Source organism: Kitasatospora sp. NPDC097643 (assembly GCF_040302625.1).
In the GTDB taxonomy this organism is placed as follows: domain Bacteria; phylum Actinomycetota; class Actinomycetes; order Streptomycetales; family Streptomycetaceae; genus Kitasatospora.
On sequence record NZ_JBEOSA010000065.1, the window covers coordinates 1 to 14,738 of the forward strand.

General features: G+C 70.8%; 12 protein-coding genes. 3 read left to right on the forward strand and 9 right to left on the reverse strand.

The window, feature by feature from the left end; translation table 11 throughout:
• The coding region (locus ABTY15_RS39900; RefSeq protein ID WP_502893639.1) for a Rieske 2Fe-2S domain-containing protein at positions 1-118 on the reverse strand (118 nt) is incomplete at its 3' end.
• 408 nt (positions 119-526) lie between these two features.
• Between ABTY15_RS39900 and ABTY15_RS31470 the strand changes: the two genes are divergently transcribed.
• Entirely contained in the window at positions 527-1,960 is a 1,434-nt protein-coding gene (locus ABTY15_RS31470) for a CCA tRNA nucleotidyltransferase (RefSeq protein ID WP_350602843.1), read from the forward strand.
• Positions 1,961-2,061: 101 nt separating this feature from the next.
• On the opposite strand, the gene ABTY15_RS31475 is transcribed toward ABTY15_RS31470, so the two are convergent.
• From ABTY15_RS31475 to ABTY15_RS31495, 5 genes are all read right to left on the reverse strand, one after another.
• Complete coding sequence (locus ABTY15_RS31475) at positions 2,062-3,057, reverse strand: LppU/SCO3897 family protein (RefSeq protein ID WP_350602707.1); 996 nt, start codon at positions 3,055-3,057, stop codon at positions 2,062-2,064.
• Positions 3,058-3,092: 35 nt separating this feature from the next.
• Positions 3,093-3,791, reverse strand: a complete 699-nt coding sequence (locus ABTY15_RS31480; RefSeq protein WP_350602709.1) for an LppU/SCO3897 family protein — start codon at positions 3,789-3,791, stop codon at positions 3,093-3,095.
• Between the two features lie 96 nt (positions 3,792-3,887).
• The gene (locus ABTY15_RS31485; RefSeq protein ID WP_350602712.1) at positions 3,888-5,225 is read right to left on the reverse strand and encodes an MFS transporter; all 1,338 of its coding nucleotides are present in this window, start codon (positions 5,223-5,225) and stop codon (positions 3,888-3,890) included.
• A gap of 147 nt (positions 5,226-5,372) precedes the next feature.
• Positions 5,373-6,455 (reverse strand): inositol-3-phosphate synthase, encoded by a 1,083-nt coding sequence (locus tag ABTY15_RS31490; protein WP_097236946.1) that lies wholly within the window; start codon positions 6,453-6,455, stop codon positions 5,373-5,375.
• Between the two features lie 126 nt (positions 6,456-6,581).
• Positions 6,582-7,283, reverse strand: a complete 702-nt coding sequence (locus ABTY15_RS31495; protein ID WP_350602718.1) for a PadR family transcriptional regulator — start codon at positions 7,281-7,283, stop codon at positions 6,582-6,584.
• A gap of 353 nt (positions 7,284-7,636) precedes the next feature.
• Between ABTY15_RS31495 and ABTY15_RS31500 the strand changes: the two genes are divergently transcribed.
• A complete protein-coding gene (locus ABTY15_RS31500; RefSeq protein ID WP_350602723.1) occupies positions 7,637-10,297 on the forward strand; it encodes a transglycosylase domain-containing protein in 2,661 nt (886 codons plus the stop codon).
• Positions 10,298-10,461: 164 nt separating this feature from the next.
• On the forward strand, positions 10,462-12,036 hold the full coding sequence (locus ABTY15_RS31505) for a glycosyltransferase family 87 protein (RefSeq protein ID WP_350602726.1): 1,575 nt from the start codon (positions 10,462-10,464) through the stop codon (positions 12,034-12,036).
• 10 nt (positions 12,037-12,046) lie between these two features.
• On the opposite strand, the gene ABTY15_RS31510 is transcribed toward ABTY15_RS31505, so the two are convergent.
• From ABTY15_RS31510 to ABTY15_RS31520, 3 genes are all read right to left on the reverse strand, one after another.
• Positions 12,047-13,081 (reverse strand): alanine racemase, encoded by a 1,035-nt coding sequence (locus tag ABTY15_RS31510; RefSeq protein WP_350602729.1) that lies wholly within the window; start codon positions 13,079-13,081, stop codon positions 12,047-12,049.
• A gap of 13 nt (positions 13,082-13,094) precedes the next feature.
• Positions 13,095-14,213 (reverse strand): lipid II:glycine glycyltransferase FemX, encoded by a 1,119-nt coding sequence (locus ABTY15_RS31515; protein WP_350602733.1) that lies wholly within the window; start codon positions 14,211-14,213, stop codon positions 13,095-13,097.
• A gap of 166 nt (positions 14,214-14,379) precedes the next feature.
• Entirely contained in the window at positions 14,380-14,679 is a 300-nt protein-coding gene (locus tag ABTY15_RS31520; RefSeq protein WP_350602738.1) for a hypothetical protein, read from the reverse strand.
• Positions 14,680-14,738: the final 59 nt, after the last annotated feature.

A 14,738-nucleotide genomic window follows, 5' to 3' on the forward strand; every position in this document is an offset into this window, starting at 1 on the left:
GCCGGTACTCGCTGCCGTGCCAGGGGCAGCGCAGGCAGCCGTCCACCACGGTGCCCTCGGAGAGCGGACCTCCGCGCAGGCGGCCGCGACGCGGCGGGCCGCGCGCGCCGCGCGCCACCCCGGGCCGCGCCCTTCGGCGGGGCGCCCGGTCCGTCCAGACTGTCGGTGCGCCCCCAGGCCCGAGTGCCGTGCCGGCTCACTCACTCGTTCCGCCCTCGCCGTTCTCGATCGCTCGTTGCTGATGCTGTTCGCTTGACGCTGTCTGCCTGACGCTGGCCGCCGCGTCGATGTCGCGGATGCTCCGCCGGTCACGGCGGCACGCGACACCGCATCCCCTGTCCGGTGCCCGAGATTCGTCCACCGGCATGGTAACGATGCAGCCCGGGAAGCAGTGTTGCGGGCCTTGGGGTGAGACGCCCAAAACGCGCGGGCGGTTGACCTGCCCGGGCACGTACCCTTGTGAGCCGTGTCCACTGCCAATGAGCCCACCGCGCGCACCCATCCTTCCAGCACCGCCACCCAGGTCGTGCCAGGCCTGAGCGAGGCCCAGACCCTGGGCCTGCAAGAGCTGCTGCGGGTGTCGCCGGTCGCCGACGAGATCGCCCGCCGCTTCCAGGCGGCCGGGCACCGGCTGGCGCTGGTCGGCGGCTCGGTGCGGGACGCCCTGCTCGGCCGGCTCGGCAACGACCTGGACTTCACCACCGACGCCCGCCCGCAGCAGGTGCTCAAGCTGGTCAAGGGCTGGGCGGACGCGGTCTGGGACGTCGGCATCGCCTTCGGCACGGTCGGCGCCCGCAAGGACACCCCCCAGGGCTCCTTCCTGATCGAGATCACCACCTACCGCTCCGAGGCGTACGACCGCACCTCTCGCAAGCCCGAGGTCAGCTACGGCGACACCATCGAGGACGACCTCGTCCGCCGGGACTTCACCGTCAACGCGATGGCCGTCGACCTGCCCGGACGGGGCTTCGTCGACCCGCACCACGGCCTGGACGACCTGGAGGCCCGGGTGCTGCGCACCCCCGCCACCCCCGAGGAGTCCTTCTCCGACGACCCGCTGCGGATGATGCGCGCGGCCCGCTTCGCCGCCCAGCTCGACTTCGACCCGGCCCCCGAGGTCGTCGCCGCGATGACCGCGATGGCCGAGCGGATCACCATCGTCTCGGCCGAGCGGGTCCAGGCCGAGCTCAACAAGCTGCTGCTGGCCACGCACCCGGTGAAGGGCCTGCGGCTGCTGGTCGACACCGGCCTGGCCGGGTACGTGCTGCCCGAGCTGCCCGCGCTGCGGCTGGAGCGGGACGAGCACCACCGGCACAAGGACGTCTACGAGCACTCGCTGACCGTCCTGGAGCAGGCCATCGACCTGGAGCAGGAGGGTCCGGACCTCACCCTGCGGCTGGCCGCGCTGCTGCACGACATCGGCAAGCCGCGCACCCGGCGCTTCGAGTCGGACGGCCGGGTCTCCTTCCACCACCACGAGGTGGTCGGCGCCAAGATGACCCGCAAGCGGATGCGCGAGCTCAAGTACTCCAAGGAGCTCACCGAGGACGTCTCCCGCCTGGTCGAGCTGCACCTGCGCTTCCACGGCTACGGCGGCGGCGAGTGGACCGACTCGGCGGTGCGCCGCTACATCACCGACGCCGGGCCGCTGCTGGAGCGCCTGCACAAGCTCACCCGCTCCGACTGCACCACCCGCAACCGCAAGAAGGCGGCCGCGTTGTCGCGCACCTACGACGGCCTGGAGCAGCGGATCGGCGAGCTGAAGGAGCAGGAGGAGCTGGACGCCATCCGCCCGGCGCTGGACGGCAACCAGATCATGGAGCTGCTCGGCCTCAAGCCCGGCCCGCAGGTCGGCAAGGCGTACAAGCACATGCTGGAACTCCGCCTGGAGAACGGCCCGATGGAGCACGACGAGGCGGTGGCGGCGCTGCGGGCCTGGTGGGCCCAGCAGCAGGGCTGAGCCTCAGCAGGGCTGAGCCGCGGCAGCGCTGCGCTGCGCGAACGACGCGAGGGTGGTCCCGGCCGGTGCCGGGGCCACCCCTCGCGGTTCGTCGCCGGGCGTCAGTTCATCGACTGCAGGCAGAGCACGTAGCTGAGCGCGGTCAGGTTGGAGTACGTGCGGGTGTAGGTGCTGTCCGACTTCGGCTGCTTCTCGCACTGCTTCTCGTCGGAGGTCGCGTAGTACTTCCAGATGACCTTGTACTGGGCGCGGGAGTCGGTGCACGGCAGCATGGTGATCTTCGGGCTGGCGTCGTGGGTGGCGCCGGTGCCGTTCTCGTTGCGCAGGCAGTCGCCGATCTTGGCCGAGTCGATGCTGTCCGCCGCGGTGGTCGGGGCGGACGGCGGCGGCAGCGTGATGCTGGGCATCGGCGGCAGCGAGAAGGTCGGCGAGGGGAACGGCTTCGGCGTGTAGGTGGACACCGGGGGCAGCGTCACGGTCGGCACCGAGACCGGGGTGACCGGGTCCTCCTTCTTCGGGCCGAGCACCCCGAGCGAGGCCAGCACCAGGGTGAGCACCGCCAGGCCCGGCAGCAGCAGCATGAACATGTGCGGGCGGCGGGCCAGCGGGACGCCTGGGTCGAGCTGCTGGCCGTGGCTGCCAGGGACGGGCGGGGGCAGCCGCTTGATCTTCCCGTTGGGGATGAGGTTCACCAGCAGGGTGAGCGGCGTCAGCAGCACCGACAGCGGGCCCCACCAGCCCTGCACCAGGGTGTTGGCGGACATGCTGCGCACCATCGCGGTGCCGCAGGTACGGCAGAACGGGCCCGACATCCGCAGGAACCGCATGATCACGACCATGCCCTGGTGGCCGCGGACGGTGGTGTTCACGGCCGGGTAGCCGCCGCAGAACCGGCAGGTGACCCCGTCCGCCGGCGGCGGGGGCGGGTACCCGTAGCCGTAGCCGGGCGGCATGCCGTACGGCTGGTCGGCCGGCGGCGGGGCGGCCGGGTAGCCGTAGCCGGGGGTCGGCGGGGTGTAGGGGCTTCCGGAGGCGTACGGGTTGCCGTCGTTGGGCGGCTGCTGGCCGTACGGCATCGGGGGCGGCGGAACGGACAAGAGGTCCCCCAGGGGAACGGTGGCGGCGGGAAGGGTCAGGACTTGGGCACCGGCGGGACACCGGTGGGGGCCAGCGGGCCGAGGCAGAGGACGTACCGCTTCTTGTTCCAGCGGCGTCCGCTCTTGCCGGAGACGGCACTGGTGGTCTGCGGGGTCTGCCGGCAGCGGTTCACGTCGGTGGTGTCTTCGAACTTCGACAGTACGCGGTAATTCGCTTTGGAATCAGTGCACTTGACGATCTCGACATCGCGGCTCCCGCTGACCTTGACGCAGTCTCCGGGCTTGGCGCTGCTGATGCTCGGCCCGCTGACGAAGTAGCCGACGGCCAGCGCGATGCAGCCGCCGACCGCGCCGACGATCTTCAGTTTGGCCTTGGCGCCGCGCTTGGCCTTCGGCGCGGCGGGCATGCCGGCGGCCGGTGCGGCGGGCATCCCGGCGGCCGGCGCGGGCTGCGGGTAGCCGTAGGGCTGGGCGGGCGGCTGCTGACCGTACGGCGGCTGGCCGCCGTACCCGGGCGGCTGCTGGCCGTAGCCCGGGGGAGGACCGTAGCCGGGCGGGCCGGGCTGTGCGGGCACCGGCTGCGGCTGCGGCGCACCGTACGGGGCCTGCCCGTACGGCGAGGCGGGCGGGGGGACGGCAGCACCGTACGGCGGCGCGGCGGGCCGCCCCGCCGGGGCCGGTTGCGGCGGCCCGTACTGCGGCGGTGGCCCGTACGGGCTGGGCGGTGTGCTCATCAGTTCTTCCCCCGAGGCCGAGTGCTGTCACTCCGACAGATCTGACGTACCTTAGCGACCCGCTCGGACGCGGGCCGTGTCGAGGGCCCGGGGAGTTCAGGAGGGCTGGTCACCGGGGAGCGGCCCGTACCTCCGGGCCGCCCGGAGGTAGAGGACCGCGGTGAGCGCGTACACCGCGGCGACGCCGACGACCAGACCGGCCGAGCGGCCGGAGAGCGGCAGCACCAGCGCGGTGACCAGGGCGGCGGCCACGAAGGCCACGTTGAACAGCACGTCGTAGATGGCGAAGACCCGGCCGCGGAACTCGTCCTCGACCGACTCCTGGACCACGGTGTCGGCGCAGATCTTGGTGCCCTGGGTGACCACCCCGAGCAGCAGCGCGGCGATCAGGCAGGGCACCAGGGCGAAGCTCAGGCCCAGCCCGGGGACGAAGACCACCGGCGCCACCAGGCAGGCCGTCATCCAGCCGGCCAGGCCGAGCCGCCGGGTGCACCAGGGGCTGACCACCGCGGCGATGAAGAACCCGGCGGCGGACAGGCCGACCGCCTGACCGAGGGTGACCAGCCCGGCCGCGCTGTCGCCCGGGTCGTTGAAGGTGTACCGGGCGAGCATCACCACGACCACGATCAGCACGCCGTAGCAGAACCGGGCCGCGGTGACGGCGGCCAGCGCGTGCACGGCCGGCCGGCAGTCCTGGACCAGGTGGCGGACGGCGGCGCCGAGCTCGACGGCGGCCCGGACCAGGGCCTGACCGAGGGCCGGGTGGTCGTCGCGCGGCTCGGGGCCGAGCAGGTCGCGGTCCATCCGGCGGGCCGCCAGCGCGGCCGAGAGGTAGAGCAACGCGGCCACGGTGACCAGCGCCGCGTCCGCCTTCGGCCCGGGGGACATCACCTGGTGCAGCGCGAAGCCGATGCCCCCGCCGCAGGCGGCGGCGACCGTCCCGAGGGTGGGGGAGAGCGCGTTGGCGGTGACCAGCTGGTCCTGCGCCACCACCCGGGGCAGGGCGGCGGACAGACCGGCCAGGATGAACCGGTTGAGCGCGGTGACCAGCAGCGCCGAGGCGAAGAACAGCCAGGTCGGTGCCTCGACCAGGAGCAGCGCGCCGGTCCCGAGACCGAGCCCGAAGCGGGCCAGGTTGCCGAGGTACAGCACCTGGCGGCGGCGCCAGCGGTCCAACAGCACGCCGGCGAACGGGCCGATCACCGAGAACGGCAGCAGCATCACGGCGAGCACCGAGGCGATGTCGGCGGGGGAGGACTGCTTCTCCGGGGAGAACACCACGTAGGCGGCGAGCGAGACCTGGAAGACGCCGTCGGAGAGCTGGGAGAGCACCCGGGCGGTCAGCAGCCGCCGGAAGTCCCGGCCCCGGAGCAGGTCGAGCAGCGTGGCGCGGTGCGCGGACTGGTGGGTGCTGCCGTTCTCGGTGATCGCCACCCGCCCAGGGTGCCATGGATCAGGGCGCTGTTTCACGTGAAACATTCGCCGGGAAACGGTGAAGGGCCCACGATCTCGTGATCGTGGGCCCTTCTGAGCGGCTATGCGCGGTTATCCACCGTCAGCCCCGAGCTCAGTGCTCGATGCTCAGCGCTCGACCTCGCCGCGGATGAACTTCTCGACGTTCTCCTTGGCCTCGTCGTCGAAGTACTGGACCGGCGGGGACTTCATGAAGTACGAGGAGGCCGACAGGATCGGGCCACCGATGCCGCGGTCCTTGGCGATCTTCGCGGCGCGGACGGCGTCGATGATGACACCGGCGGAGTTCGGGGAGTCCCAGACCTCGAGCTTGTACTCCAGGTTCAGCGGGACGTCGCCGAACGCGCGACCCTCCAGGCGGACGTACGCCCACTTGCGGTCGTCCAGCCAGGCCACGTAGTCCGAGGGGCCGATGTGGACGTTCTTGGCGCCCAGCTCACGGTCGCGGATCTGCGAGGTGACGGCCTGGGTCTTGGAGATCTTCTTGGACTCCAGGCGCTCGCGCTCGAGCATGTTCTTGAAGTCCATGTTGCCGCCGACGTTCAGCTGCATGGTGCGCTCGAGGATGACACCGCGGTCCTCGAACAGCTTGGCCATCACGCGGTGCGTGATGGTGGCGCCGACCTGGGACTTGATGTCGTCACCGACGATCGGCACGCCGGCCTCGGTGAACTTGTCCGCCCACTCCTTGGTGCCCGCGATGAACACCGGCAGGGCGTTCACGAAGGCGACCTTGGCGTCGATGGCGCACTGGGCGTAGAACTTGGCGGCGTTCTCGGAACCCACCGGCAGGTAGCAGACGAGGACGTCGACCTGCTGGTCCTTGAGGACCTGGACGACGTCGACCGGGGCCTCGTCGGACTCCTCGATGGTCTCCAGGTAGTACTTGCCCAGGCCGTCGAGGGTGTGGCCACGCTGGACGGTGACGCCGGTCGGCGGCACGTCGCAGATCTTGATGGTGTTGTTCTCGCTGTTGCCGATGGCGTCCGCCAGGTCGAAGCCGACCTTCTTGGCGTCGACGTCGAACGCGGCGACGAACTCCACGTCACGGACGTGGTAGTCGCCGAACTGGACGTGCATCAGCCCGGGGACCTTGCCGGCCGGGTCGGCGTCCTTGTAGTACTCGACACCCTGCACCAGCGACGCGGCGCAGTTGCCCACACCCACGATGGCTACGCGAACCGAACCCATTCCGGTTGCTCCCTGTGATCTCATGAGCACCGCCTGGTTCGGCGGCACTCGTCCTGCTTCTTCGATGACTGCTTGTACGGGCGCGAGGCGCCCACTCCTGCCGCGTGGCACAGGGCTGACGCGGTGTCAGCGCTCCTGGGCGGAGCGCCCCGGGCGGTCGTACGGTGGCCCGGGCGGATCCGAGGACCCGTCCTCCTGACCACGGCCGTCCGAAGTCTTGTGGGGTCCGGCGGCGGTGTTGCCGCCGGTGGCGGGCCCGGTCCGGCCGGTCCGGTTGGCCCGCTCGGTCTCGATCAGCTCGTTGAGCCAGCGGACCTCGCGCTCGACCGACTCCAGGCCGTGCCGCTGCAGCTCGACGGTGTAGTCGTCGAACCGCTCGCGGGCCCGGGCGAGCGAGTTGCGCATCCGCTCGAGGCGCTCCTCCAGCCGGCTGCGGCGCCCCTCCAGGACGCGCATCCGCACGGCCCGGTCGGTCTGGCCGAAGAAGGCGAAGTGAACACCGAAGTGCTCGTCCTCCCAGGCGTCCGGGCCGGAGTCGGCGAGCAACTCCTCGAAGCGCTGCTTGCCCTCGGGGGAGAGCCGGTAGACGATCTTGGACCGCTTGCCGTTGAGCGCCGTGGCCGGGACGTACTCGACGTCCGGGTTGTCCTCGACCAGGAAGCCCTGGGCGACCAGGCTCTTCAGGCACGGGTAGAGCGTTCCGTAGGAGAAGGCACGTAGCGTCCCGAGCAGGACGTTGAGCCGTTTGCGCAGCTCGTAGCCGTGCATCGGGGCGTCATGGAGCAGCCCGAGTACGGCGAACTCCAGCACTCCAGAGCGCCTGCTCAATGCCGTCGTCCTCCTTCCCCTCGACCGTCCGAGACCGCTGCACCGAGCGGTATGCCGCTTCGATGTATCGGCTCGATATATCGAGAACAGTAAACCTGGCCCTCGAAAGGGGCAAGGGGGGCACGCGTGAATGTGATCACAAGGCGACGCGCGGGTGAGCTTGGCAACGGGCGTGTAATGATCTGCTGCCCATTTGCGGCTATTCGGGTTTGATGCCCGATTAGGTGCGTTTCCGAGCTGCGTACGCTGTCGCGTGTGCACGAGGACCACCTCCGGGGTTAGGGCGGTTGGCGGGCATCGAACGTGAACCCTGCCTTCAGGCTGGAACCCGCCTGGCGAGGAGTGGCTGGAACATGAGCGAACGACGGCGAAGGACGCCCAACCCGGGCGGGGACGGGCAGCAGCCCCCGGGAGGCGGCGGCCGTCGGGGCGGACCGGGGCGCGACGAGCTGAGCTCGGACGGGCTCGGCCGGAACCGCTCCTCGGGCGCCCGGGAGACCGCTCAGCAGCCGCGGATGACCCGGGCCGAGATGCGCAAGGCCGCCCAGAAGGGCGGCAAGGGCGGCCGGCGCGGTGCCGCCGCCGGTGCGGCCGTCGCCGCGGCCGATCCGGGCAAGAAGCGCTTCATCGACTACCCGCGCTGGGGCAAGACCGGCGTCCGCCGCTGGCTGCCCTCCTGGCGGCAGTGGCTGAGCGCCTTCCTGCTGGTCTTCGCGGCCGGCGTGGGCGGGGTCTTCTACCTCTACCAGACCACCCAGATCCCGCAGCTCAAGGACCTGGTGAAGGACCAGAACACCATCTACTACTGGGCCGACGGCAGCGAGATGACCCGCAAGGGCGAGACGAACCGTCAGATCGTCGAGCTCACCGACATCAGCCCCAACCTGCAGAACGCCGTGATCGCGGCGGAGAACGAGACCTTCCGCACCGACAGCGGCATCGACCCCAAGGGCATGCTGCGCGCGGTCTACAACATGGCGCGCGGCGGTGAGACCCAGGGCGCCTCGACGATCACCCAGCAGTACGTCAAGAACGCCTACCTGAGCCAGGAGCAGACGCTCAGCCGCAAGATAAACGAGTTCTTCATCACGCTGAAGATCAATCAGAAGATGGAGAAGCCCGACATCCTGAAGGGCTACCTCAACACCAGCTGGTTCGGCCGCAACGCCAACGGTGCGCAGGCCGCCGCGCAGGCGTACTACGGCGTCAACGCCAAGGACCTCAACCTCTGCCAGAGCGCCATGCTGGCCGGTCTGCTGAAGGGTGCGAACTACTACGACCCCTCCAAGCCGGCCAACCACCAGCGCGCCGAGGAGCGCTGGAAGTGGATCCTGGACCGGATGGTGGAGACCAAGAACACCACCCCGGAGGAGCGGGCCAAGTGCACGACGTTCCCCGAGCCGATCCCGGTGAAGATCAACTCCAGCATGAACGGTGAGATCAGCTACCTGGTCGACACCGCCAACAAGTACCTGATGCTCAAGGACAAGTCGATCACCCAGCAGGTGATCGACAAGGGTGGTCTGAAGGTCTACACCACCTTCGAGAAGGACAAGGTCGACGCCCTGAAGAAGGCCGTCGACGACGTCAAGGGCGAGAACCTCAACCTGCAGAAGCGCCCCGACCAGGACAAGTGGGTGCAGTTCGGCTCCGCCAGCATCCGGCCCGGGGACGGCGCGATCATCGCCCTGTACGGCGGCGAGGGCGTGGAGAACGGCCACTTCGACAACAACGCCGACGCCATCGGCGTGCAGGTCGGCTCGACCTTCAAGCCCTTCGTGCTGGCCACCGCGATGCAGATCGGCGTGCAGACCGCGACCGACGACAAGGGCAAGCCGAAGCGGATCAACGCGGACAGCCGCTACCTCTCCGACGACATGTCCGAGATCCGCAAGCCGGACGGCTCGCTGGTGATCGGCGACGACGGCAAGCCCTACCGGCAGAAGAACGAGGACTCCGGCAAGCGCGGCTACGTCTCGCTGCGGTCGGCCATGCAGTGGTCGTACAACGTGCCGTTCGTCCAGCTGAACCAGGACGTCGGCGGCCAGAACGTGGCCAACATCGCCGAGCAGATGGGCATCAAGAAGGAGAGCTTCGCCGACCCGAAGACCCCGACCTTCGCGCTCGGCACCTCCACCATCAGCCCGATCCGGATGGCCACCGCCTACGGCACGCTCGCGGCCAGCGGCAAGGAGGCCGAGCCCTACTCGGTGACCAAGGTGGAGCTGGACGGCAAGGAGCGGCCGGGCTTCGCCAAGCCGGAGCTGAAGGTGGCGCTGGAGCCGGCCGTCGCCGACAACGTCACCGACGTGCTGGTGAACGTGGCGAAGAACGGTACCGGTTCGAAGAGCAACGCGCTGGGCCGCCCGGTGGCCGGCAAGACCGGTACCACCGACCAGAACAAGTCGGCCTGGTGGGTCGGCTACACCCCGCAGCTGGTCACCAGCGTCGCGATGTGGCGCGAGGACCCGACCAAGCACGAGCGGCTGTCGCTCAACGGCACCGGCGGCAAGGAGTCCATCCACGGTGGTGACATCCCGACGGACGTCTTCACCCGGTACATGAAGGCCGCGCTGGCCAACGAGAAGAAGATGGACTTCCCGACCCCGCAGCCGGTCGGCTCCGAGGTCGACTCCTCCGGCGCTCCGGTCTCGCAGTCCCCGACGGCCTCGCCGACCGCGACCGACACCCCGACGGCCGCCCCCACCACCACGCCGCAGCCGGGCAACCCCAACCAGCCGCAGCCGGGCAACCCCAACCAGCCGCAGCCGCCCGCGCCCACCCAGGGCGGGGCCTGCGTCCCCGGGGTGGACTGCCCGGCCCCGCAGCCGACCCAGACGCAGCACACCAAGACCAACCCCGGTCCGACGAACAGCGGCTGCCTGCCGCTGCTCTGCCCGTCGACCCCGCCCGCACCGACGCCGACGGACACCACCGCGCCGCCGACCGGCAAGCCGACCGGCAAGCCGACCCCGACGACGACGGGCGGCGCGGGCGGCGGGACGGTGCCGTAGCCCGCGGCCCCGGTCGCCCGGAACGGTGAAACGGCGGTGGCGGTCCTCCTCGGAGGGCCGCCACCGCCGTTTCGTCATGATTCGCCGACGATGCGCCCGGCCCGGTCCGCCCCGTGGCGGGGTCCTCCTCGTCGAAGCGGAGCCGGTGCGGCAGGATGTCCGGCATGACGTCGAGCGATCGTGACGAATCCGCCGGTCCGGCCGGGCCCGGCGACGCCGCAGGGCCGACCCCGGCCGCCGTCGCCACGGCCGCGCCGCCGGCCAACACCGTGGTCGTCCCGGCCGACGAGGACCCGGTGGCGGCGGCCGGCAGTGAGGTGATCGGCGGCCCGCCCGGGCGCCGGGCGCTGCTGGGCGTCTCCTGGTGGATCCCGGCGCGCTTCCTGGCGCTGGCGGTCATCGTGGTCTCGGTGCTCGGCATGGTGCAGAAGCTGCCCTGCTACAACGAGGCCTGGTTCCAGCCGGGGTCGCCGCAGTACATCCACGCCTGCTACAGCGACATCCCGCACCTGTTCTCCGGCCGCGGCTTCGCGGCCGGCCTGCACCCGTACGTGGACCGGATCCCGGGCACCTCGGGGGACCTCCAGTACCTCGAGTACCCGGTGCTGACCGGCCTGTTCATGCAGGTCGCGGCCTGGCTGACGCCCGGTGGCGGCACCCAGCAGGACCAGGAGCAGTGGTTCTGGGCGATCAACGCGGGCCTGCTGATGGCCTGCGCGGTGGTCGCCGTGGTGGCGCTCTCCCGCACCCACCGGCGCCGGCCCTGGGACGCCCTGCTGTTCGCGCTCGCGCCGGTCCTGCTGCTGAACGGCACCGTCAACTGGGACCTGCTCGCGGTCGCGCTGGCCGCCGTGGCGATGGCCTGGTGGGCGGGCTCGCGGCCGCTCTGGGCGGGCGTCTTCATCGGGCTGGCCACCGCCGCCAAGCTCTACCCGCTGCTGCTGATCGGCCCGCTGCTGGTGCTCTGCTGGCGGGCCGGCAAGTGGCGCGAGTTCCGGGCGGTGCTGGGCGGCGCGGTCGGCGCCTGGCTGCTGGTCAATCTGCCGATCATGATTGCCAACTGGCAGGGCTGGTCGACCTTCTACGTCTTCAGCAAGCACCGCGCCGAGGACTACGGCTCGTTCTGGCTGATCCTGATGCAGAGCCGGGGGGTCGGGCTGGAGAACCTCGACCTCTACATCGGGCTGCTGATGGTGCTGGGCTGCCTGGCCATAGCGTGGCTCGGACTGTCGGCGCCCCGCCGCCCGCGCTTCGCGCAGCTGGCCTTCCTGGTGGTCGCCCTGTTCGTGCTGGTCAACAAGGTGTACTCGCCGCAGTACGCGCTCTGGCTGCTGCCGCTCGCGGTGTTGGCCCGGCCACGCTGGCGGGACTTCCTGATCTGGCAGGCCTGCGAGGTGCTCTACACCCTGGGCATCTGGTCCCACCTGGGCTTCGTCACCGGGCCCAAGCAGCACGGGATCGGCGAGTCCTGGTACCACTTCGCGATCGTGCTGCACCTGCTCGGCACGCTCTACCTGGTCGCCCTGGTGGTCCGGGACGTCCTGCTGCCGGACCGCGACCCGGTGCGCTGGGACGGCAGTGACGACCCGTCCGGCGGGGTGCTCGACCGGGCTCCCGACGTGTTCGTCCTCGGCGCCGCCCGGCGGCTGCGCGAGGAGGAGAGCTACGCCGCGTACGCGCCGGCCGGCCCCGAGCAGTGGCTGAACGAGCCCGAACTGTCGGAGCCGGCCGAGAAGTAGCCGGGGTCGGTCAGCGGTCAACCACGCGGTCGAAGTGCGTGGTGGTGTGCCGGACCTGGAGGCCGAGCTCGTCGCCGATCACGGGGGGCTTGGTCTCCCCGTCCAGGAAGAGCAGCGAGACCTGCATGTGCGGCGGCTCGGCGAACCAGAGCTGCTTGCCGGCCCAGTGGAACGGCGACTTGGTCTTGTTGACGGTCGCCAGACCGGCCCGGGCGATGCCCTTGGCGCGCGCGCCCATGCTCGCCACGTACTTCGGTGCCTCCAGGCCGATGCCGTGCGCGGTGCCGCCGGCGACCACCACGATGTGGCCGTCGGACGGCGCCGGGTGCTGGCGGTAGCCGTAGCGGTCGCCCTTCTTCACCGGGGTGACGTCCAGCACCGTGGCCCGGACCTCCAGCGCGCCGTGGTCGCCCAGCCAGAGCCGGGTGCCGATCCGGGCGCGGAAGACCGTGCCCGGGTAGCGCGCGGTCAGCTGGTCCATGCCGGCCGAGCCGAGGTGGCTGACGAACACGGTGTGCACCGGGATGCCGGCCGCGCGGGCGGTGTCCACCCAGTACGCGACCTCCTCGACCGGGCTGGAGCCGTCCGGCCGGTCCATCGGCAGGTGCAGCGCCAGGCCCTCGAAGGAGACGCCGTCCAGCTCGGCGGCGACCGCCGGGAGGTCGGCGGCGCCCACGCCGTGGCGGCGCATGGTGGTCATGCACTCCAGCACCACCCGGGCGCCGCGCAGCGCCCGCAGCCCGTCCAGGTTCGCCACCGTCCGGATCACCCGGGCGTGCGGCAGCGGCAGCACCTCCTCGCCGACCCGGTACGGCGTGAGCACCAGCAGCTCGCCGCCGTACCACTCGGCGGCGTCGGCCGCCTCGTACGCGGTGCCGACGGCCAGCACACCGGTGCCGAGCAGCGTCGCCTCCTCGGCCAGCCGGTGGTTGCCCAGGCCGTAGCCGTTCCCCTTGGCTACCGGCACCAGACCGGGGAACTCGGCCAGGACGGAGCGCTGGTGGGTGCGCCAGCGTTCGGTGTCGAGGTAGAGCGACAACGTCATCGGGTCAGCCTCCTCAGCGGCGGGACATGTAGAGGTCGAGGGCCTTGTGCAGCAGCTTGTTGAGCGGGAAGTCCCACTCGCCCAGGTACTCGGCGGCCTGGCCGCCGGTGCCGACCTTGAACTGGATCAGACCGAACAGGTGGTCGTTCTCGTCCAGGGTGTCGCTGATACCGCGCAGGTCGTACACGCCGCCGCCGAGCGCGTACGAGTCGCGCATCATCCGCCACTGGATGGCGTTGGACGGCTTGACCTCGCGCTTGTGGTTGGCCGAGGCGCCGTAGGAGTACCAGACGTGCTCGCCGACCACCAGCATGGTGGTCGCGGCCAGCGGCTCGCCCTCGTGGTAGGCGATGTAGAGCCGCATGCGGTTCGGGTCCTCGGCGGTGAGGGCCTTCCACATCCGCTGGAAGTAGGCCAGCGGGCGCGGGGTGAACTTGTCGCGCTCGGCGGTGACCAGGTAGAGCTGGTGGAAGATCGGCAGCTCGTCGTAGCCGCCCTGGACCACCTCGACGCCGCTCTTCTCGGCCTTCTTGATGTTGCGGCGCCAGAGCTGGTTGAAGCCCTTCTGGATGTCGTCCAGCGAGCGGTTGGCCAGCGGCACCTGGAAGACGTAGCGGGGCTGGACGTCGCCGAAGCCGGCGCCGCCGTCCTCGCCCTGAAGCCAGCCGGCCTTGCGCAGCCGGTCGGCCACCTCGAAGGCGCGCGGCTCGTACCAGTCGGCCTCGACGTCGCGCAGGCGCTTGGCCTGCTTGGCGCCGATGGCCTCCTTGATGGTCGGCGCGTTCCAGCGGCGGATGACCACCGGGGGGCCCATCTTCACCGAGAACGCGCCCTGCGACTTGAGGTGCGCCAGCATCGGCGAGAGCCAGCGGTCGAGGTCGCGGTCGAACCAGTCGATGACCGGGCCCTCGGGCAGGTAGGCCAGGTAGCGCTTGAGCTTCGGCAGCTGCCGGTAGAGCACCAGGCCGGCGCCGACGAGCTGGTTGGCGTCGTCGAACCAGCCGATCGACTCGGAGCGCCACTCGGCCTTCACGTCACCCCACGACGGCACCTGCATGTGGCTGGCCGAGGCGCGGCTCCTGATGAAGGCGAGGTGCTCCTCGCGGGTGATCGTCCTCAGGCGCAGGCTCATGCTCGGTGCTCCTCGTCGGTCGGGCTGCGGTGGGCCCCAGGTTCTCGGGGTGACCCTATCGTCCGGGGTCCGGGCGCCCGCTCCGGCGGGCGCGACGGCGCCCCCGTCGCGTACCTGTCTGTAGGCAGATACGCGACGGGGGCGCCGAGGGTTCCTGGCAGGGGGCTCAGCCCAGGAGGCCACCGCGGGCGATGCCGAGGTAGAAGCCGACGGCGGAGGCGCCGAGTGTGATCATCAGGACGAAGCGTTCGGCGGTGGTGACCGAGACGAACATGCCCCACAGCCCCGTGATGATCCCGAACAGGCCGGTCCACGAGGTCAGTGCGTGCAGGTTGTAGAAGAACGAGGTCGTGAAGGCGATCACACCCAGCACGGCGGTGATACCCACCAGGGCGTTCTCTCGGGGGTGCGGGTGGCCGTCGGTGTTCAGCGTGAGGGCGGGCATGCGGTGGACGGACTGGGCCATGAGTCCCACCTCCTGGCGTGGAGACGAACGGGCAGGAATCCCGTTCCGTCCAGATTGCG

What these genes read in the sequence shown, in the direction of transcription:
- ABTY15_RS31480 (WP_350602709.1), bottom strand. Translation starts at nt 3,791, where the DNA reads ATGAGCACACCGCCCAGCCCGTACGGGCCACCGCCGCAGTACGGGCCG.
- ABTY15_RS31490 (WP_097236946.1), bottom strand. Translation starts at nt 6,455, where the DNA reads ATGGGTTCGGTTCGCGTAGCCATCGTGGGTGTGGGCAACTGCGCCGCG.
- ABTY15_RS31500 (WP_350602723.1), top strand. Translation starts at nt 7,637, where the DNA reads ATGAGCGAACGACGGCGAAGGACGCCCAACCCGGGCGGGGACGGGCAG.
- ABTY15_RS31505 (WP_350602726.1), top strand. Translation starts at nt 10,462, where the DNA reads ATGACGTCGAGCGATCGTGACGAATCCGCCGGTCCGGCCGGGCCCGGC.
- ABTY15_RS31510 (WP_350602729.1), bottom strand. Translation starts at nt 13,081, where the DNA reads ATGACGTTGTCGCTCTACCTCGACACCGAACGCTGGCGCACCCACCAG.
- ABTY15_RS31515 (WP_350602733.1), bottom strand. Translation starts at nt 14,213, where the DNA reads ATGAGCCTGCGCCTGAGGACGATCACCCGCGAGGAGCACCTCGCCTTC.
- ABTY15_RS31520 (WP_350602738.1), bottom strand. Translation starts at nt 14,679, where the DNA reads ATGGCCCAGTCCGTCCACCGCATGCCCGCCCTCACGCTGAACACCGAC.